The organism is Streptomyces sp. NPDC001108, assembly GCF_053598535.1.
Genome location: NZ_JBSFKL010000003.1, coordinates 74,813 through 88,561, shown reverse-complemented (window position 1 = coordinate 88,561; position 13,749 = coordinate 74,813). Strand labels below are relative to the sequence as shown.

The window sequence follows — 13,749 nt, the reverse complement described above, 5'->3', positions numbered from 1 at the left end:
GAAAGGCGGCGACCCTCCCCGTACCACGGCGGCGACACACGCGCCCCGCCCCTGCCGGGCGGCGGCGCCGACCGCTCGGGGATACTTGGCCAGCCGGGCCGGGTGTGCGCACATCACTCCCGGCCCGTGAAGCAGCACAATGAGCAGCACTAGAAGGGCACGGCGTCGTGGCAAGGGTTCGGACAGGGGTACGTGCGATGGGCGCCGTGCTCGCGGCGGTGCTCGGGGTTTCCCTCATGGGATGCAGCAGCACCGGCGGCAAGCGGGCGGAAGAACGCGCGGCCGCGGCCGCCAAGGGCCGGCCCGCGGTGGACACACCCCGCTGGACCGTCGCCATGGTCACCCACTCGGGCGACGGCGACACCTTCTGGGACATCGTCCAGCGCGGTGCCCAGCAGGCGGCCGACAAGGACAACATCAAGTTCCTGTACTCGCACAACGACGAGGCGCAGCAGCAGGCCCAGCTGGTGCAGGCCGCCATCGACCAGAAGGTCGACGGGCTGGTCGTCAGCCTCGCCAAGCCCGACGCCATGAAGGACGTCGTGGCCAAGGCCGTGCGGGCCGGAATCCCGGTGATCACGGTGAACTCGGGCTCCGAGGAGTCCAAGCGGTTCGGCGCGCTCACCCACATCGGCCAGGACGAGTCCATCGCGGGCGAGGCGGTCGGCGAGGAGCTGAACGCCCGCGGCCGCAAGAAGGCGCTCTGCATCCTGCACGAGCAGGGCAACGTCGGCCACGAGCAGCGCTGTGCCGGGGCGAAGAAGACCTTCGACGGCCAGCTGCAGAACCTGTACGTCGAGGGCACCAACATGCCCGACGTCCAGGCGTCCATCGAGGCCAAGCTCCAGGCCGACAAGAGCATCGACGCGGTCGTCACCCTCGGCGCCCCCTTCGCGGACGCCGCCGTCAAGGCGAAGCGGACCGCGGGCAGCTCCGCCGAGATCGACACCTTCGACCTGAACGCCAAGGTCGCCTCGGCCCTCCAGGACAAGACCCTGGGCTTCGCCGTCGACCAGCAGCCCTACCTCCAGGGCTACGAGGCCGTCGACCTGCTCTGGCTCTACCGCTACAACGGCAACGTGCTCGGCGGCGGCCGCCCGGTCCTCACCGGACCGCAGATCATCACCGAGAAGGACGCCGCCGCGCTGGCCCCGTACACGAAGCGGGGTACCCGATGAGCGCGGCCGCCGGACCGTCCGCCCCGGCCGGGGCCGACGAGCGGCTGCTGCGCACCTCGGCGCTGCGCAGACTCCTCGGCCGCCCCGAGCTCGGCTCGGTGGTCGGCGCCGCCGCCGTCTTCCTCTTCTTCTCGGTCGTCGCCGACAGCTTCCTGCGCGCCTCCAGCATGGGCACGGTGCTCTACGCGGCCTCGACGATCGGGATCATGGCCGCGCCGGTGGCGCTGCTGATGATCGGCGGCGAGTTCGACCTCTCCGCCGGTGTGCTGGTCACCAGCTCCGCGCTGGTCTCGTCGATGTTCAGCTACCAGATGACCGCCAACGTCTGGGTCGGCGTCTTCGTGTCGCTGCTGGTCACCCTGGCCGTCGGGGCCTTCAACGGCTTCATGCTGACCCGTACGAAACTGCCCAGCTTCATCATCACGCTCGGCACCTTCCTGATGCTGACCGGACTCAATCTGGGCTTCACCAAACTGATCAGCGGGACCGTGTCCACCAAGGGCATCGGCGACATGGAGGGCTTCGAATCGGCCCGCAAGGTCTTCGCCTCGCAGTGGACGATCGGCGGCGTCGAGTTCAAGGTCACCATCCTGTGGTGGGCGGTGCTGGTCGCGATCGCCACCTGGATCCTGCTCCGCACCCGCTTCGGCAACTGGATCTTCGCGGTCGGCGGCGAGGCCGACGCGGCCCGCGCGGTCGGCGTCCCGGTGATCCGTACCAAGATCGGGCTCTATCTGGGGGTCGCCTTCGCCGCCTGGGTCTCCGGGCAGCACCTGCTCTTCTCCTACGACGTGGTGCAGTCCGGCGAGGGCGTCGGCAACGAGCTGATCTACATCATCGCGGCCGTCATCGGCGGCTGCCTGATCACCGGCGGCTACGGCTCCGCGATCGGCTCCGCGGTCGGTGCCGTCATCTTCGGCATGACCAGCAAGGGCATCGTGTACGCGGAGTGGAACCCGGACTGGTTCAAGTTCTTCCTCGGAGCCATGCTGCTCCTGGCCACCCTGCTCAACGCATGGGTACGCAAGCGCGCGGAGGCGACGACATGACGGCCCCCACGGAACCGGCCGGGGCGGCGCCGGAGCCCCGCCGGGCGCTGGTCGAACTCGACCACGTGTCCAAGTTCTACGGCTCCATCAAGGCGCTGACCGACGTCTCGCTGGAGGTCCACGCGGGCGAGATCTCCTGCGTCCTCGGCGACAACGGCGCGGGCAAGTCCACCCTCATCAAGATCATCGCGGGGCTGCACCGGCACGATGCCGGAAGCTTCCTGATCGACGGCGAGGAGACCACCCTGGTCAACCCGCGCGACGCCCTGGACCGCGGCATCGCCACGGTCTACCAGGACCTGGCCGTGGTCCCGCTGATGCCGGTCTGGCGGAACTTCTTCCTGGGCTCCGAGCCCACGCTGGGCGCCGGCCCCTTCAAGCGCCTCGACGTCCGCCGGATGCGGGAGACGACCCGGTCCGCGCTGCTGCGCATGGGCATCGACCTGCGCGACGTCGACCAGCCGATCGGCACCCTGTCCGGCGGCGAGCGCCAGTGCGTCGCCATCGCCCGGGCCGTCCACTTCGGCGCCAAGGTCCTCGTCCTGGACGAGCCGACCGCCGCGCTCGGCGTCAAGCAGTCCGGGGTGGTGCTGAAGTACGTCGCGGCCGCCCGGGACGCCGGTCTCGGAGTGGTCCTCATCACGCACAACCCGCACCACGCGTATCTCGTCGGTGACCGGTTCGTGCTGCTGAAGCGGGGCGCGATGTCCGGCAGCCACACCAAGGACTCCATCACGCTGGACGAGCTGACCCGCCAGATGGCGGGCGGCAGCGAGCTGGAGGAGCTCAGCCACGAGCTGGAACGGGCCACCGGCCCCGGCCCGGACGACGTGGCGTAGCGGCGAGCCGCGGGCGGTCCCGTACGCACGGGTCCGCCCGCCCCGGTCCCCCGGCAGTGGCAGAATCGAGCCCGACGGGCGCAGTCCGCCGCCGGGAGCACCGCCCCCGGCTCCCCAACACCCCGCAGGGACGATGAGCACGTACCGCGACTTCACCCACCGCGGCTCCGCCCGCGCCACCGTCCTGCGGACCGTGGGCACCCGGGAGCGGCGCTCGCACCTCACGGCACCGCGGGTCCCCACCGTCGGCATCGACATCGGCGGTACGAAGGTGATGGCGGGCGTCGTCGACGCCGACGGCACCATCCTGGAGCAGCTGCGCACCGAGACGCCGGACAAGTCCAAGAGCCCCAAGGTCGTCGAGGACACCATCGTCGAGCTGGTGCTCGACCTGTCCGACCGGCACGACGTGCACGCGGTGGGGATCGGCGCGGCCGGCTGGGTCGACGCCGACCGCTCCAAGGTGCTCTTCGCCCCGCACCTCGCCTGGCGCGACGAGCCCCTGCGCGACGCCCTCGCCTCCCGGCTCGCCGTCCCCGTCATGGTCGACAACGACGCCAACACCGCCGCCTGGGCGGAGTGGCGGTTCGGGGCGGGCCGCGGCGAGGACCATCTCGTCATGATCACGCTCGGCACCGGCATCGGCGGCGCGATCCTGGAGGACGGCCAGGTCAAGCGCGGCAAGTACGGGGTGGCCGGTGAGTTCGGCCACATGCAGGTGGTGCCCGGCGGGCACCGCTGCCCCTGCGGCAACCGGGGCTGCTGGGAGCAGTACAGCTCGGGCAACGCACTGGTCCGGGAGGCCAGGGAGCTGGCCGCGGCGGACTCCCCGGTGGCGCACGGCATCATCGAACGGGTCAAGGGCAACATCCCGGACATCACCGGCCCGCTGATCACCGAACTGGCCCGTGAGGGCGACGCGATGTGCGTCGAGCTGCTCCAGGACATCGGGCAGTGGCTCGGCGTCGGCATCGCCAACCTGGCCGCCGCGCTCGACCCGTCCTGCTTCGTCATCGGGGGCGGGGTCAGCGCCGCCGACGACCTGCTCATCGGCCCGGCCCGGGACGCCTTCAAGCGCCACCTCACCGGCCGCGGCTACCGGCCGGAGGCCCGGATCGCCCGCGCCCAGCTCGGCCCCGAGGCAGGTATGGTCGGCGCCGCGGACCTGGCCCGGCTGGTGGCCCGCAGATTCCGCCGGGCCAACCGGCGCCGGGTGGAGCGCTATGAGCGCTACGCCCAGATCTACGACCAGGCCGCGAACACCATCCGTTCCACCCGCTCCACCCGCACCTCCTAGGGACCTCGAGAGACATGACCGCTGCCGAGCACCCCGTCCTGCCGCGCCAGTCGACGCCGCCCGACGACGGCCGGCCGCCGCAGGACCGGCGCCGGACGATCCGTCGCCGGCTGATCACGGCGACGATCATCGTGCTGCTCATCGGCGTCCCGGCCGGGTATCTGCTGATCTCCGCCGGGCAGAGCCGCCGCTCCGGAGCGAACAAGGAGGCCGAGGCCTCCGCGCAGGGGCTCCGGGAGGGCTGGCCCTCGCGGTTGCAGCGCCGGATCTACGAGCTGCCGATGCCCGGCAACTCGCTGGACGTGCGGTACTACGAGACCAACAACTGGAAGACCAGCCGGCTGTACGTGGAGTTCCGCACCACCTCCGCCGGGCTGGACCGCTTCCTGGGCCGGCTGGGCAGCGGGCGCTCGAACCTGGAGCCCGGCAAGGAGACCATCGGTCCCCGCGATCTGAAGATCGCGGACTGGTCGTTCCCCGCCGGGACCGAGTGGGCGGGCACCCGGCATGTGAACGGGAAGCCGCGGCCCACCCAGGACATCATGGTCAACATGTCCGACCCGATGAACCCGGTCGTCTACGTGGTGTCCGCGGCCACGCCCTGACCGGGTGCCCCGGCCGGGCGGGCGCCGGGCGGGCGCGGCTCAGGGCCGGGCGGTCAGATAGCCGCCCATGGTGGTGAAGTACTCGGCGGCCGGCAGCTCGCGGCCGTCCTCGGTGCGCACCCGGGTGACGGCCAGTCCGTGGTTGCGTCCGGTACGGGCGTCCGCCCCGGCGACGATCACCACGCCCTCGCCCTCGCGGTAGAAGATCCGGCCGGGGGTGCCGCCGTACCGGTTCTGCGAGACCACCGCGGCGAGGATCTCCAGCCGCTTGCCCCGGTGGTGGGTGAAGGCGCTGGGGTACGGCTCGGACTGGGCGCGGACGAGCCGTTCGAGGTCCTCGGCGGGCCAGTTCCAGTCGATGCGGATGTCCTCGGTGGACCGCTTGTGGAAGAAACTGGCCTGCGAGCGGTCCTGCTTGGTGAACTCCGTCCGCCCGGAGGCGATGAGGCCGAGCGCGCCGATGGTGACGGGCGCGATCAGGTCGACGGTCCTGTGGAAGAGGTCGGTGGCGGTGTCCGCCGGGCCGACCGGGACGGACTCCTGCCGGACGATGTCACCGGCGTCCAGCTCCTCGTCCATCAGGTGCGCGGTCACGCCCACTTCGGTCTCGCCGTTGATCAGGGCCCAGATCAGCGGCGAGAACCCGGCGTACTTCGGCAGCAGCGAGTCGTGGACGTTGAGCGTGCCGTGGCGCGGCAGGCCGTAGATCCGCGGCGGGATCCAGGTCCGCCAGTTGTTGGCCACGATGATGTCCGGATCGGCCTCCTTGAGCCGCTCGAACAGCTCCTCGTCGTCCGGCCGGTTGCGGATCAGCACCGGGACGCCGTGGGCCTCGGCGAGGTCGGCGACCGAGTCGCTCCAGATCTTCTCGTACGCGTGCTCGCTCTTGGGGTGCGTCACCACCAGGACCACCTGGTGTTCGGAGTCCAGAAGGGCTTGCAGGGTGCGGTGCCCCCAGGTCTGGTAACCGAACATGACGACCCGCATGGGGTTCCTCCTCAGGGCAGGGACGGTTCGGCCGCGAGCGCGGTGCCGTAACCAAAGCGCCGTAAGTAAAGCAAGGCTTACCTTAGTTTGCAACAGGGGTAATTCGGGCTCCAGTTGACGCGAAGTCGATACCCGGGGGTGGGGTTCCCTATCGACAGGTGGACAGGATTAGCTTAGGCTCACCTAAGTTCCTGGTGGGCGGCGTTGTCGCCGTGCCCACCCTCCGCACGTTCCCCCGACGCCCGACAGGCGGCTTCCCCGCACGAATGGGAGTGACATGTCACCGGTTCTTCCTGGCGACACACCAGTGGTCCACGATCTGATGGGCATCGGTTTCGGCCCGTCCAACGTGGCCATGGCGATCGCGCTGAGCGAGCACAACGCACGCGCCGGCGGCCAGGGGCCGGTCACCGCCCACTTCTTCGAGCAACAGCCGAGCTTCGGCTGGCACCGCGGCATGCTCATCGACGACGCCACCATGCAAGTCTCCTTCCTCAAGGACCTGGTGACGCTCCGGAACCCGGCCAGCGAGTTCAGCTTCCTCTGCTACCTCCAGAGCAGGGGCCGGCTGATCGACTTCATCAACCACAAGAACCTCTTCCCGCTGCGCGTGGAGTTCCACGACTACTTCGAGTGGGCCGCGGCCAAGGTCGACGGCATGGTCTCCTACGGCCACGAGGTCGTCGCCGTCACCCCCGTCGTCCGCGAAGACGCCGTGGAGTACCTGGATGTGACGGTCCGTTCGGCCGAAGGGCTGTCGGTCCACCGGGCCCGCAACCTCGTCGTCGGCACCGGGCTGCGCCCCGTCATGCCGCCCGGCGTCGAACGCGGCGAGCGGGTCTGGCACAACTCCGACCTGCTCCGCAAGGTCGACGCCCTGGAGTCCGCCTCGCCCTCGCCCACCCGCTTCGTCGTCGTGGGCGCCGGACAGAGCGCCGCCGAGAACGTCGCGTATCTGCACCGGCGCTTCCCCCGCGCCGAGGTCTGCGCGGTCTTCTCCCGCTACGGCTACAGCCCCGCCGACGACAGCGCCTTCGCCAACCGGATCTTCGACCCGGGCGCGGTCGACGACTACTTCGCCGCGCCCGACAGCGTGAAGAGCCGGCTGATGGCCTACCACGGCAACACCAACTACTCCGTGGTGGACATCGACCTGATCGACGACCTGTACCGGCAGATGTACCAGGAGAAGGTCCTCGGCACCGAGCGGCTGCGCTTCCTCAACGTGTCCCGGGTCGGCGGCGTCGAGGAGACGCCCGACGGTGTCCGGGCCGACGTGGTCTCGCTCGTCACCGGCGAGGAGACCCGACTGGACGCCGACGTCGTGGTGTTCGCCACCGGCTACCGCCCCGCCGACCCGCTCGGCCTGCTCGGCGAGGTCGCCGACCTGTGCCTGCGCGACGACGAGGGCCGGGTCCGCGTCGAGCGCGACTACCGGGTCTCCACCGACCCGGCGCTGCGCTGCGGGATCTACCTCCAGGGCGGTACGGAGCACACCCACGGCATCACCACCTCCCTGCTCTCCAACACCGCGGTCCGGGTCGGCGAGATCCTGGACTCGCTGCTCGAACGGGGCGTCACCTCCACCGCCGGAGCGGCCCGTCCGGTCGCCGAGGGCACCGGAACCAAGGGATAACGACCGCCGAGATGCGCACCCTCGCAGTCGAGCGCCCGACGAACGGGCCCGCCGCGTCCCCCCGTCACCGGCGGGGGGCCGGGCTCGCCGCGCTGCTGGCGGTCCTGGCCGTCGCGGCGGCCGTGTCCCTGGCCGTCGGTGCCCGGGCGCTGACCCCCGCCGAGGTCTGGCACGGGCTGTCCGCCGCCCCCGGGTCCGACCACCGGCTCACCGAGATCCGGCTCATCGTGGAGACCGTACGGGTGCCCCGGACGGTGCTCGCGATCGTGGCCGGAGTGGCGCTGGGGGTCGGCGGCGCGCTGATCCAGGGCTTCACCCGCAATCCGATCGCCGACACCGGGCTGGTGGGGGTGAACGCGGGGGCGTCGTTCGCGGTGGTGTCGGTGATCGCCGTGTTCGGCTTCGCCGACCCGTTCCAGTACGTCTGGTTCGCCTTCGCCGGGGCGGCGCTCTGCGGGGTCGTCGTCTTCGGCCTCGCCAGCATCGGCCGGGGAGCGGGCAATCCGCTGACCCTGGCCCTGGCCGGGCAGGGGGTCACGGTCTTCCTCGCGGCGATGACCACGGCCGTGGCGCTCTCCAGCCAGAAGTCGATGAACGCGCTGCGGTTCTGGAACGCGGGCTCCGTCGCCGGGGTCGGCTTCGACGTCATCGGGCCGGTGGGGCTCTTCGTCGCGGTGGGGCTGGTGCTCGCGCTGTCCGTCCTGCCCTCCCTCAACCTGCTCAGCCTGGGCGACGACGTGGCCCGGGGGCTGGGCGTGAACATCGCGCGGAGCCGGACCCTCGGCATCGCCGCCGTCACCCTGCTCGCGGGGGCGGCCACCGCCGCCTGCGGCCCGATCGCCTTCCTCGGGCTGATGGTGGCCCATGTGGCCCGGTACCTGACCGGCCCGGACCACCGCTGGCTGGTCCCGTACGCCGGTCTGCTCGGCGCGGTCGTCCTGCTGGTCTGCGACATCGTGGGCCGGATCGTGGTCCGCCCCGGCGAGCTGGACGCGGGCATCGTGGTCGCCCTGCTCGGAGCCCCGTTCTTCGCGGTCCTGGTGTGGCGCGGAAAGTTCAGGAACGCATGAACGCGACGGAACGCATGAACGCTGCGGAACCCGCGAACGGGCCGGAACCCGTCAACGGGGCGGGGTGTACGGACGCAGCGGGGGCGAACCCGCCGATGGCGGCGGGCGTGCGGCTCGGCCGGGTGTCGTTCGTGTGGCGGCCGTGGCTCGTCCTGGTCACCCTGGTGCTGGCGGCGGCGGCCTTTCTGCTCTTCTGCCTCTCCATCGGTGTCGGGGACTTCCCGATCGGGCTGTCCCGGGTGATCGCCACGGTGCTCGGCCGGGGTGAGCCGGTCGACGCGTTCGTGGTCATGGACCTGCGGATGCCGCGGGCGCTGGCCGGACTGGTGGTGGGGGTCGCGCTCGGGGTCTCCGGGGCGATCACCCAGTCCGTCGCGCGCAACCCGCTGGCCAGCCCGGACGTCCTCGGCATCACCGGGGGAGCGGGCACGGTCGCGGTGTTCCTGGTGACGGTGTCGGGCGGGGCCGCGGCGGCGGTGCTCGGTTCGGTGGGGCTGCCGCTGGCCGCGCTGGCGGGCGGCCTCGCCACCGGACTGCTGGTGTACTTCCTGGCCTGGCGGCGCGGGATCGACGGCTTCCGGCTCGTCCTCATCGGCATCTCGGTGAGCGCGGTGATGGAGGCGCTCACGACCTGGCTGCTGGTCTCGGCCGACATCCGGGACGTGGCCAGGGCCCAGGCGTGGCTGGTCGGTTCGCTGGACGACCGGTCGTGGGAGTCCGTGCGGGTGGCGGCCTGGTGCGTGCTCGGGCTGATCGTGGTGGTGGCGCTGGCCGCGTTCCCGTTCAAGCCGATGCACCTGGGCGACGACATCGCAGCCGGGCTGGGCGTCCGGTACGGCAGGGTGCGGGCACTCCTGCTGCTGTGCGCGGTGCTGCTGGCCGCGGTGGCGGTGAGCGCGGCGGGGCCGGTGCCGTTCGTCGCGCTGGTGGCGCCGCAGGTGGCGATGCGTCTGGCCCGGTTCCCCACCCCGCCGTTGGTGGCCTCCGGGCTGGTGGGGGCGGTGCTGCTGACCGGTTCGGACCTGATCGCCCGTACCGCGCTACCGGTCTCCCTTCCGGTCGGTGTGGTGACCGCGGCGATCGGCGGACCGTTCCTGGTGTGGCTGCTGGTACGGGCCAACCTGAGGCAGGCCGCACGGACATGAGGACGAGACTCGGACAAGGAGGCCCTGTGGCCACGCGGTTCATCACCCCGGCCGAAGAGGCGGACCGGAGCGCCGCCCCGCGACTGGCGGCCCGGGGCGTCACCGTCGGGTACGGCGGGCGCACCGTCATCGAGGGGCTGGACGTGGAGGTCCCCACCGGGGTGATCACCACGATCATCGGCCCCAACGGCTGCGGGAAGTCGACCCTGTTGCGCACCCTGAGCCGGCTGCTCCGGCCGGACGGCGGGACGGTCGTGCTGGACGGCGAGGACATCGCCGGCCTCCGGACCAGGGACGTGGCCCGGAAGCTCGGGCTGCTCCCGCAGTCGCCGCTCGCGCCGGAGGGGCTGACCGTGGCCGACCTGGTCGCCCGGGGGCGTCATCCGCACCAGAGCTGGCTGCGGCAGTGGTCGTCCGACGACGCCGGAGTGGTGGCGCGCGCGCTGGCCATGACCGGGGTCGCGGACCTCGCCGACCGCCCGGTCGACTCGCTCTCCGGCGGGCAGCGCCAACGCGTCTGGATCTCCATGACCCTGGCGCAGGGCACCGATCTGCTGCTGCTGGACGAGCCGACCACCTATCTGGACCTCGCCCACGCCGTCGACGTGCTCGATCTGGTGGACGACCTGCACGAGTCGGGTCGCACCGTGGTCATGGTGCTGCACGACCTCAATCTGGCCGCCCGCTACAGCGACCACCTCGTCGTGATGCGCGCGGGCTCCGTGCTCGCGCAGGGGCACCCGCGCGAGGTGATCACCGTCGAGCTGCTGCGGGAGGCCTTCGGGCTCAACGCCGCGGTGATCGACGACCCGGTGGGCGGCCGACCGCTCGTCGTTCCGATCGGCCGCACGCACGCCGGAACCTGACCGGCCGTCAATCAACCGGACGCCCCAACGGGGTTCCCATGGAAGAGAGTTAGAAACTTAGGCTAGGCTAGCCTTACTGAAGTGGGACAGGGTCCGGCCGCCCTCGGTGCGAGACGCGGCGGGCCGAATGAAAGCAAGGGATTCCGGATGCTTCTCCATCGAACGACGCGGGTGCGGTCCTGGCGGCGGACGGCGGCGGTACTGTCCGCCGCGGCGCTCGGCGTCGGCCTCCTGACGGGCTGCGGCTCCGACACGGCGGAGTCGAAGGGCGAGGACGCCCCGGCCGCCTCCACCGGCGCCTTCCCGGTCACCGTGGAGCACGCGTTCGGGTCCACGGAGATCACCAAGGCGCCCGAGCGCGTCGTCTCGGTCGGCTACACGGACGACCAGGCCGTCCTGGCGCTCGGTGTCAAGCCGGTCGGCATGGTCGACCAGTACCCGAACCCGGCGGGCAAGTCCCCCGACATCAACACCCAGTGGCCCTGGGTGAAGGACAAGTGGGGCGACACCCGCCCCGAGGTCGTCATGAGCAACGGCGACGCGGGCCCCAACTACGAGAAGATCGCCTCCCTCCGGCCGGACCTGATCATCGCGGTCTACTCCGAGATCGACCGGGCGGCCTACGACAAGCTCTCGAAGATCGCCCCGACCGTCGGCCGCACCAAGGGGGAGAAGGAGCCCTTCAGCGCCCCGTGGCAGGACAACGCGGTGCACATCGCCAAGGCGCTCGGCAAGGAGGCCGAGGGCAGGAAGCTGGTCCAGGGCATCCAGGGCAAGCTCGACGCGGCGAAGAAGGCCCATCCGGAGTTCGCGAAGCAGACCGCCGTCGTCCTGTCCTGGTACAAGGACTCCGTCGCGCCGTTCTCCTCCACCGACGTACGGGGACGGCTGGTGACGGGCACCGGCTTCGCCTACCAGACCAGGATCGACGAGGTCGCCGGCGGCAAGTTCTACACCACGCTCTCCCCGGAGCGGGTCGACCTGGTCGACGTCGACCGGATCTTCGTCGTCAACGACAAGGCCGACACCGAGGCGCTGAAGAAGTTCGAGCTGTTCGCCAACCTGTCCGCGGTCAAGAAGGGCAAGGTGTCCTACCTGCTGGACAGCGAGGGCCCGGCGGTCGGCGCGGCGATGTCCCAGGGCACCCTGCTGTCCCTGCCGTACGCGATCGACGAACTCGTCAAGTCGGCCTCGTAGCCGTGCCGTCCGGACCCTCCCGTCCCCGCAGAGATTCGGTTCGCGCGTGAGTACCGTCCCAGCCCCCGGTTCCGCCCCCGCCCCGGCGACCCTGCGTACGGCGACGGGGCGCGAGGCCGTCGGCTGGGTCGCGGCGCACTGCCGCCGCGCCCCCTGGCTCACGGCCGCCACCGTCCTCACCACGGTCGTCGGTGCCGCGCTCCAGATCCTCCCGGTGCTGCTGCTCAGCCGGGTGGTGGACGGGGTGACCGGCGGCGAGCCGTCCTCGGTGCTGGTCGGGATCGGCGGGCTGATGGTGGCCGCCGCGCTGCTCGGCGCGGTGGTCACCGCCGCGTCCACGTACCTGATCGGGCGGCTGGGTGCCGATCTGCTCGCCCGGCTGCGGGAGGGCGCGGTCCGCGCGGTGCTGGGCATGCCGAGCGCCCGCGTCGAGGAGGTCGGCCGGGGCGATGTGCTCTCCCGGGTCGGCGACGACGTGGCGGTCATCTCCAAAGGCATCCGGGCCGCCATCCCCACGGTGTTCTCGGCGGGGGTGCTGGTGGTCATCGCCACGGCCGGCATGTTCGGCCTGGACTGGCGCCTGGGGCTCGCCGGCGCCGGGGCGCTGCCCGCGTACGCGCTGGCGCTGCGCTGGTACCTGCCCCGCTCCGCGCCGCTCTACCGCCGCCAGCGGATCGCCCAGGCCGACCGGGCGCAGGCCCTGATCAGCGGATTGAACGGGATCGACACCGTCCGGGCCTACCGGCTGGAGGAGGATTTCCGGGGGAAGGTCGACCGGGAGTCGTGGCGGGTGCGCGAGCTGGGCGTCGAGGTGTTCCGGTTCTTCGGCCGGTTCGTGGGCCGGGAGAACCGCGCCGAGTTCATCGGTCTGACCCTGATCGTCGTCGTCGGGTACGTCCTGCTGGAGGCCGGGGCCGCCAGTCTGGGCGAGGTGTCGGCGGCCCCGCTGATGTTCCACCGGCTGTTCACCCCGCTGGGCGCCATCATGTTCACCTTCGACGAGGCGCAGAAGTCCGGTGCGAGCCTGACCCGGCTGGTCGGGGTGGTGGGGGAGCCCGCCGAGGAGCGGCTGGTGGGCGACGCCTCCGCCGCGCGGGGCGACGGCGGCCCGCTCCCGGTGGAGGTGCGCGGGCTGACGTTCCGCTACCCCGGTACCGAGGAGCCCGTGCTGCGGGACGTCGGTCTGTCCATCCCGGCCGGCGGCTCGCTCGCCCTGGTCGGGGCGACCGGGGCCGGGAAGTCGACGCTGGCCGCGCTGATCGCCGGGATCGGCAGGCCGGGGTCCGGCTCGGTCCGGATCGGGCCGCACGATCTCGCGGATCTGGACGAGGCCGCCGCGCGCTCCCTGGTGACCATCCTGACGCAGGAGACGCATGTGTTCTCCGGACCGCTCGCCGAGGACCTGCGGCTGGCCGCCCCCGGCGCTGACGACGCCGAACTGCTGGCCGCGCTGCGCACGGTGGGTGCCGAGGGCTGGGTGGAGTCGCTGCCGGACGGGGTGCGCACCGCCGTCGGCGAGGGCGGTGAGCGCCTCGACGTCACCAAGGTCGCCCAGATCGCGCTGGCCCGGCTGGTGCTGGGCCGTTCGCCCGTGGTGGTGCTCGACGAGTCGACCGCCGAGGCGGGCAGCGAGGGCGCGGCCGAGCTGGAACGGGCGGTGCTGGCCGCCTGCGAGGGCCGGACGACGCTCTTCGTGGCGCACCGGCTGACCCAGGCCATGGCGGCGGACCGGATCGCGGTGCTCGACGCGGGGCGGGTCGTGGAGGAGGGCACGCACACGGAGTTGGTGGCTCTCGACGGCCGGTACGCGCGCCTGTGGCGGGCCTGGCGAGAGGGTAGTTAGGTAAGCCTTAGTTAGGTTAGGCTAACTTGCATACCTC

General features: G+C 71.6%; 12 protein-coding genes. 11 read left to right on the top strand and 1 reads right to left on the bottom strand.

Annotated elements, in window-relative coordinates; genetic code table 11:
* Positions 1 to 167: 167 nt before the first annotated feature.
* The 5 genes from ACWC97_RS08895 (at position 168) to ACWC97_RS08875 (ending at position 4,968) form a co-directional block, all read left to right on the top strand.
* Entirely contained in the window at positions 168 to 1,178 is a 1,011-nt protein-coding gene (locus tag ACWC97_RS08895; RefSeq protein WP_450648290.1) for a sugar ABC transporter substrate-binding protein, read from the top strand.
* Positions 1,175 to 2,227, top strand: coding sequence for an ABC transporter permease (locus tag ACWC97_RS08890; RefSeq protein WP_352280193.1), 1,053 nt, complete (start codon positions 1,175 to 1,177; stop codon positions 2,225 to 2,227). Before ACWC97_RS08895 ends, ACWC97_RS08890 begins: the two co-directional genes overlap by 4 nt.
* Positions 2,224 to 3,066: an ATP-binding cassette domain-containing protein gene (locus ACWC97_RS08885; protein WP_450648287.1), complete on the top strand. Its 843-nt coding sequence runs from the start codon at positions 2,224 to 2,226 to the stop codon at positions 3,064 to 3,066. Before ACWC97_RS08890 ends, ACWC97_RS08885 begins: the two co-directional genes overlap by 4 nt.
* A gap of 133 nt (positions 3,067 to 3,199) precedes the next feature.
* Entirely contained in the window at positions 3,200 to 4,363 is a 1,164-nt protein-coding gene (locus ACWC97_RS08880; protein WP_352280195.1) for an ROK family glucokinase, read from the top strand.
* A gap of 14 nt (positions 4,364 to 4,377) precedes the next feature.
* The gene (locus ACWC97_RS08875; protein WP_385216143.1) at positions 4,378 to 4,968 is read left to right on the top strand and encodes a hypothetical protein; all 591 of its coding nucleotides are present in this window, start codon (positions 4,378 to 4,380) and stop codon (positions 4,966 to 4,968) included.
* Between the two features lie 39 nt (positions 4,969 to 5,007).
* On the opposite strand, the gene ACWC97_RS08870 is transcribed toward ACWC97_RS08875, so the two are convergent.
* On the bottom strand, positions 5,008 to 5,955 hold the full coding sequence (locus tag ACWC97_RS08870; protein WP_450648285.1) for a methionyl-tRNA formyltransferase: 948 nt from the start codon (positions 5,953 to 5,955) through the stop codon (positions 5,008 to 5,010).
* A gap of 277 nt (positions 5,956 to 6,232) precedes the next feature.
* Here ACWC97_RS08870 and ACWC97_RS08865 point away from each other — a divergent pair, with 277 nt between their 5' ends.
* The 6 genes from ACWC97_RS08865 to ACWC97_RS08840 all read left to right on the top strand — a co-directional run bounded on the left by ACWC97_RS08865 (position 6,233) and on the right by ACWC97_RS08840 (position 13,712).
* Positions 6,233 to 7,591: a lysine N(6)-hydroxylase/L-ornithine N(5)-oxygenase family protein gene (locus ACWC97_RS08865; RefSeq protein WP_450648283.1), complete on the top strand. Its 1,359-nt coding sequence runs from the start codon at positions 6,233 to 6,235 to the stop codon at positions 7,589 to 7,591.
* Between the two features lie 11 nt (positions 7,592 to 7,602).
* A complete protein-coding gene (locus tag ACWC97_RS08860; RefSeq protein ID WP_352280199.1) occupies positions 7,603 to 8,661 on the top strand; it encodes a FecCD family ABC transporter permease in 1,059 nt (352 codons plus the stop codon).
* Between the two features lie 95 nt (positions 8,662 to 8,756).
* Complete coding sequence (locus ACWC97_RS08855) at positions 8,757 to 9,806, top strand: FecCD family ABC transporter permease (RefSeq protein ID WP_352280223.1); 1,050 nt, start codon at positions 8,757 to 8,759, stop codon at positions 9,804 to 9,806.
* 26 nt (positions 9,807 to 9,832) lie between these two features.
* Positions 9,833 to 10,672 (top strand): ABC transporter ATP-binding protein, encoded by an 840-nt coding sequence (locus ACWC97_RS08850; RefSeq protein WP_352280200.1) that lies wholly within the window; start codon positions 9,833 to 9,835, stop codon positions 10,670 to 10,672.
* Positions 10,673 to 10,819: 147 nt separating this feature from the next.
* Positions 10,820 to 11,869, top strand: a complete 1,050-nt coding sequence (locus ACWC97_RS08845) for an iron-siderophore ABC transporter substrate-binding protein (protein WP_450648280.1) — start codon at positions 10,820 to 10,822, stop codon at positions 11,867 to 11,869.
* A 46-nt stretch (positions 11,870 to 11,915) separates the two neighbouring features.
* On the top strand, positions 11,916 to 13,712 hold the full coding sequence (locus tag ACWC97_RS08840) for an ABC transporter ATP-binding protein (protein ID WP_352280202.1): 1,797 nt from the start codon (positions 11,916 to 11,918) through the stop codon (positions 13,710 to 13,712).
* Positions 13,713 to 13,749 lie beyond the last annotated feature (37 nt).

Coding starts and splice junctions, on each gene's coding strand:
- ACWC97_RS08855 (WP_352280223.1), top strand. CDS start 8,757: ATGGCGGCGGGCGTGCGGCTCGGCCGGGTGTCGTTCGTGTGGCGGCCG.
- ACWC97_RS08845 (WP_450648280.1), top strand. CDS start 10,820: ATGCTTCTCCATCGAACGACGCGGGTGCGGTCCTGGCGGCGGACGGCG.
- ACWC97_RS08870 (WP_450648285.1), bottom strand. CDS start 5,955: ATGCGGGTCGTCATGTTCGGTTACCAGACCTGGGGGCACCGCACCCTG.
- ACWC97_RS08885 (WP_450648287.1), top strand. CDS start 2,224: ATGACGGCCCCCACGGAACCGGCCGGGGCGGCGCCGGAGCCCCGCCGG.
- ACWC97_RS08880 (WP_352280195.1), top strand. CDS start 3,200: ATGAGCACGTACCGCGACTTCACCCACCGCGGCTCCGCCCGCGCCACC.
- ACWC97_RS08865 (WP_450648283.1), top strand. CDS start 6,233: ATGTCACCGGTTCTTCCTGGCGACACACCAGTGGTCCACGATCTGATG.
- ACWC97_RS08890 (WP_352280193.1), top strand. CDS start 1,175: ATGAGCGCGGCCGCCGGACCGTCCGCCCCGGCCGGGGCCGACGAGCGG.
- ACWC97_RS08860 (WP_352280199.1), top strand. CDS start 7,603: ATGCGCACCCTCGCAGTCGAGCGCCCGACGAACGGGCCCGCCGCGTCC.
- ACWC97_RS08875 (WP_385216143.1), top strand. CDS start 4,378: ATGACCGCTGCCGAGCACCCCGTCCTGCCGCGCCAGTCGACGCCGCCC.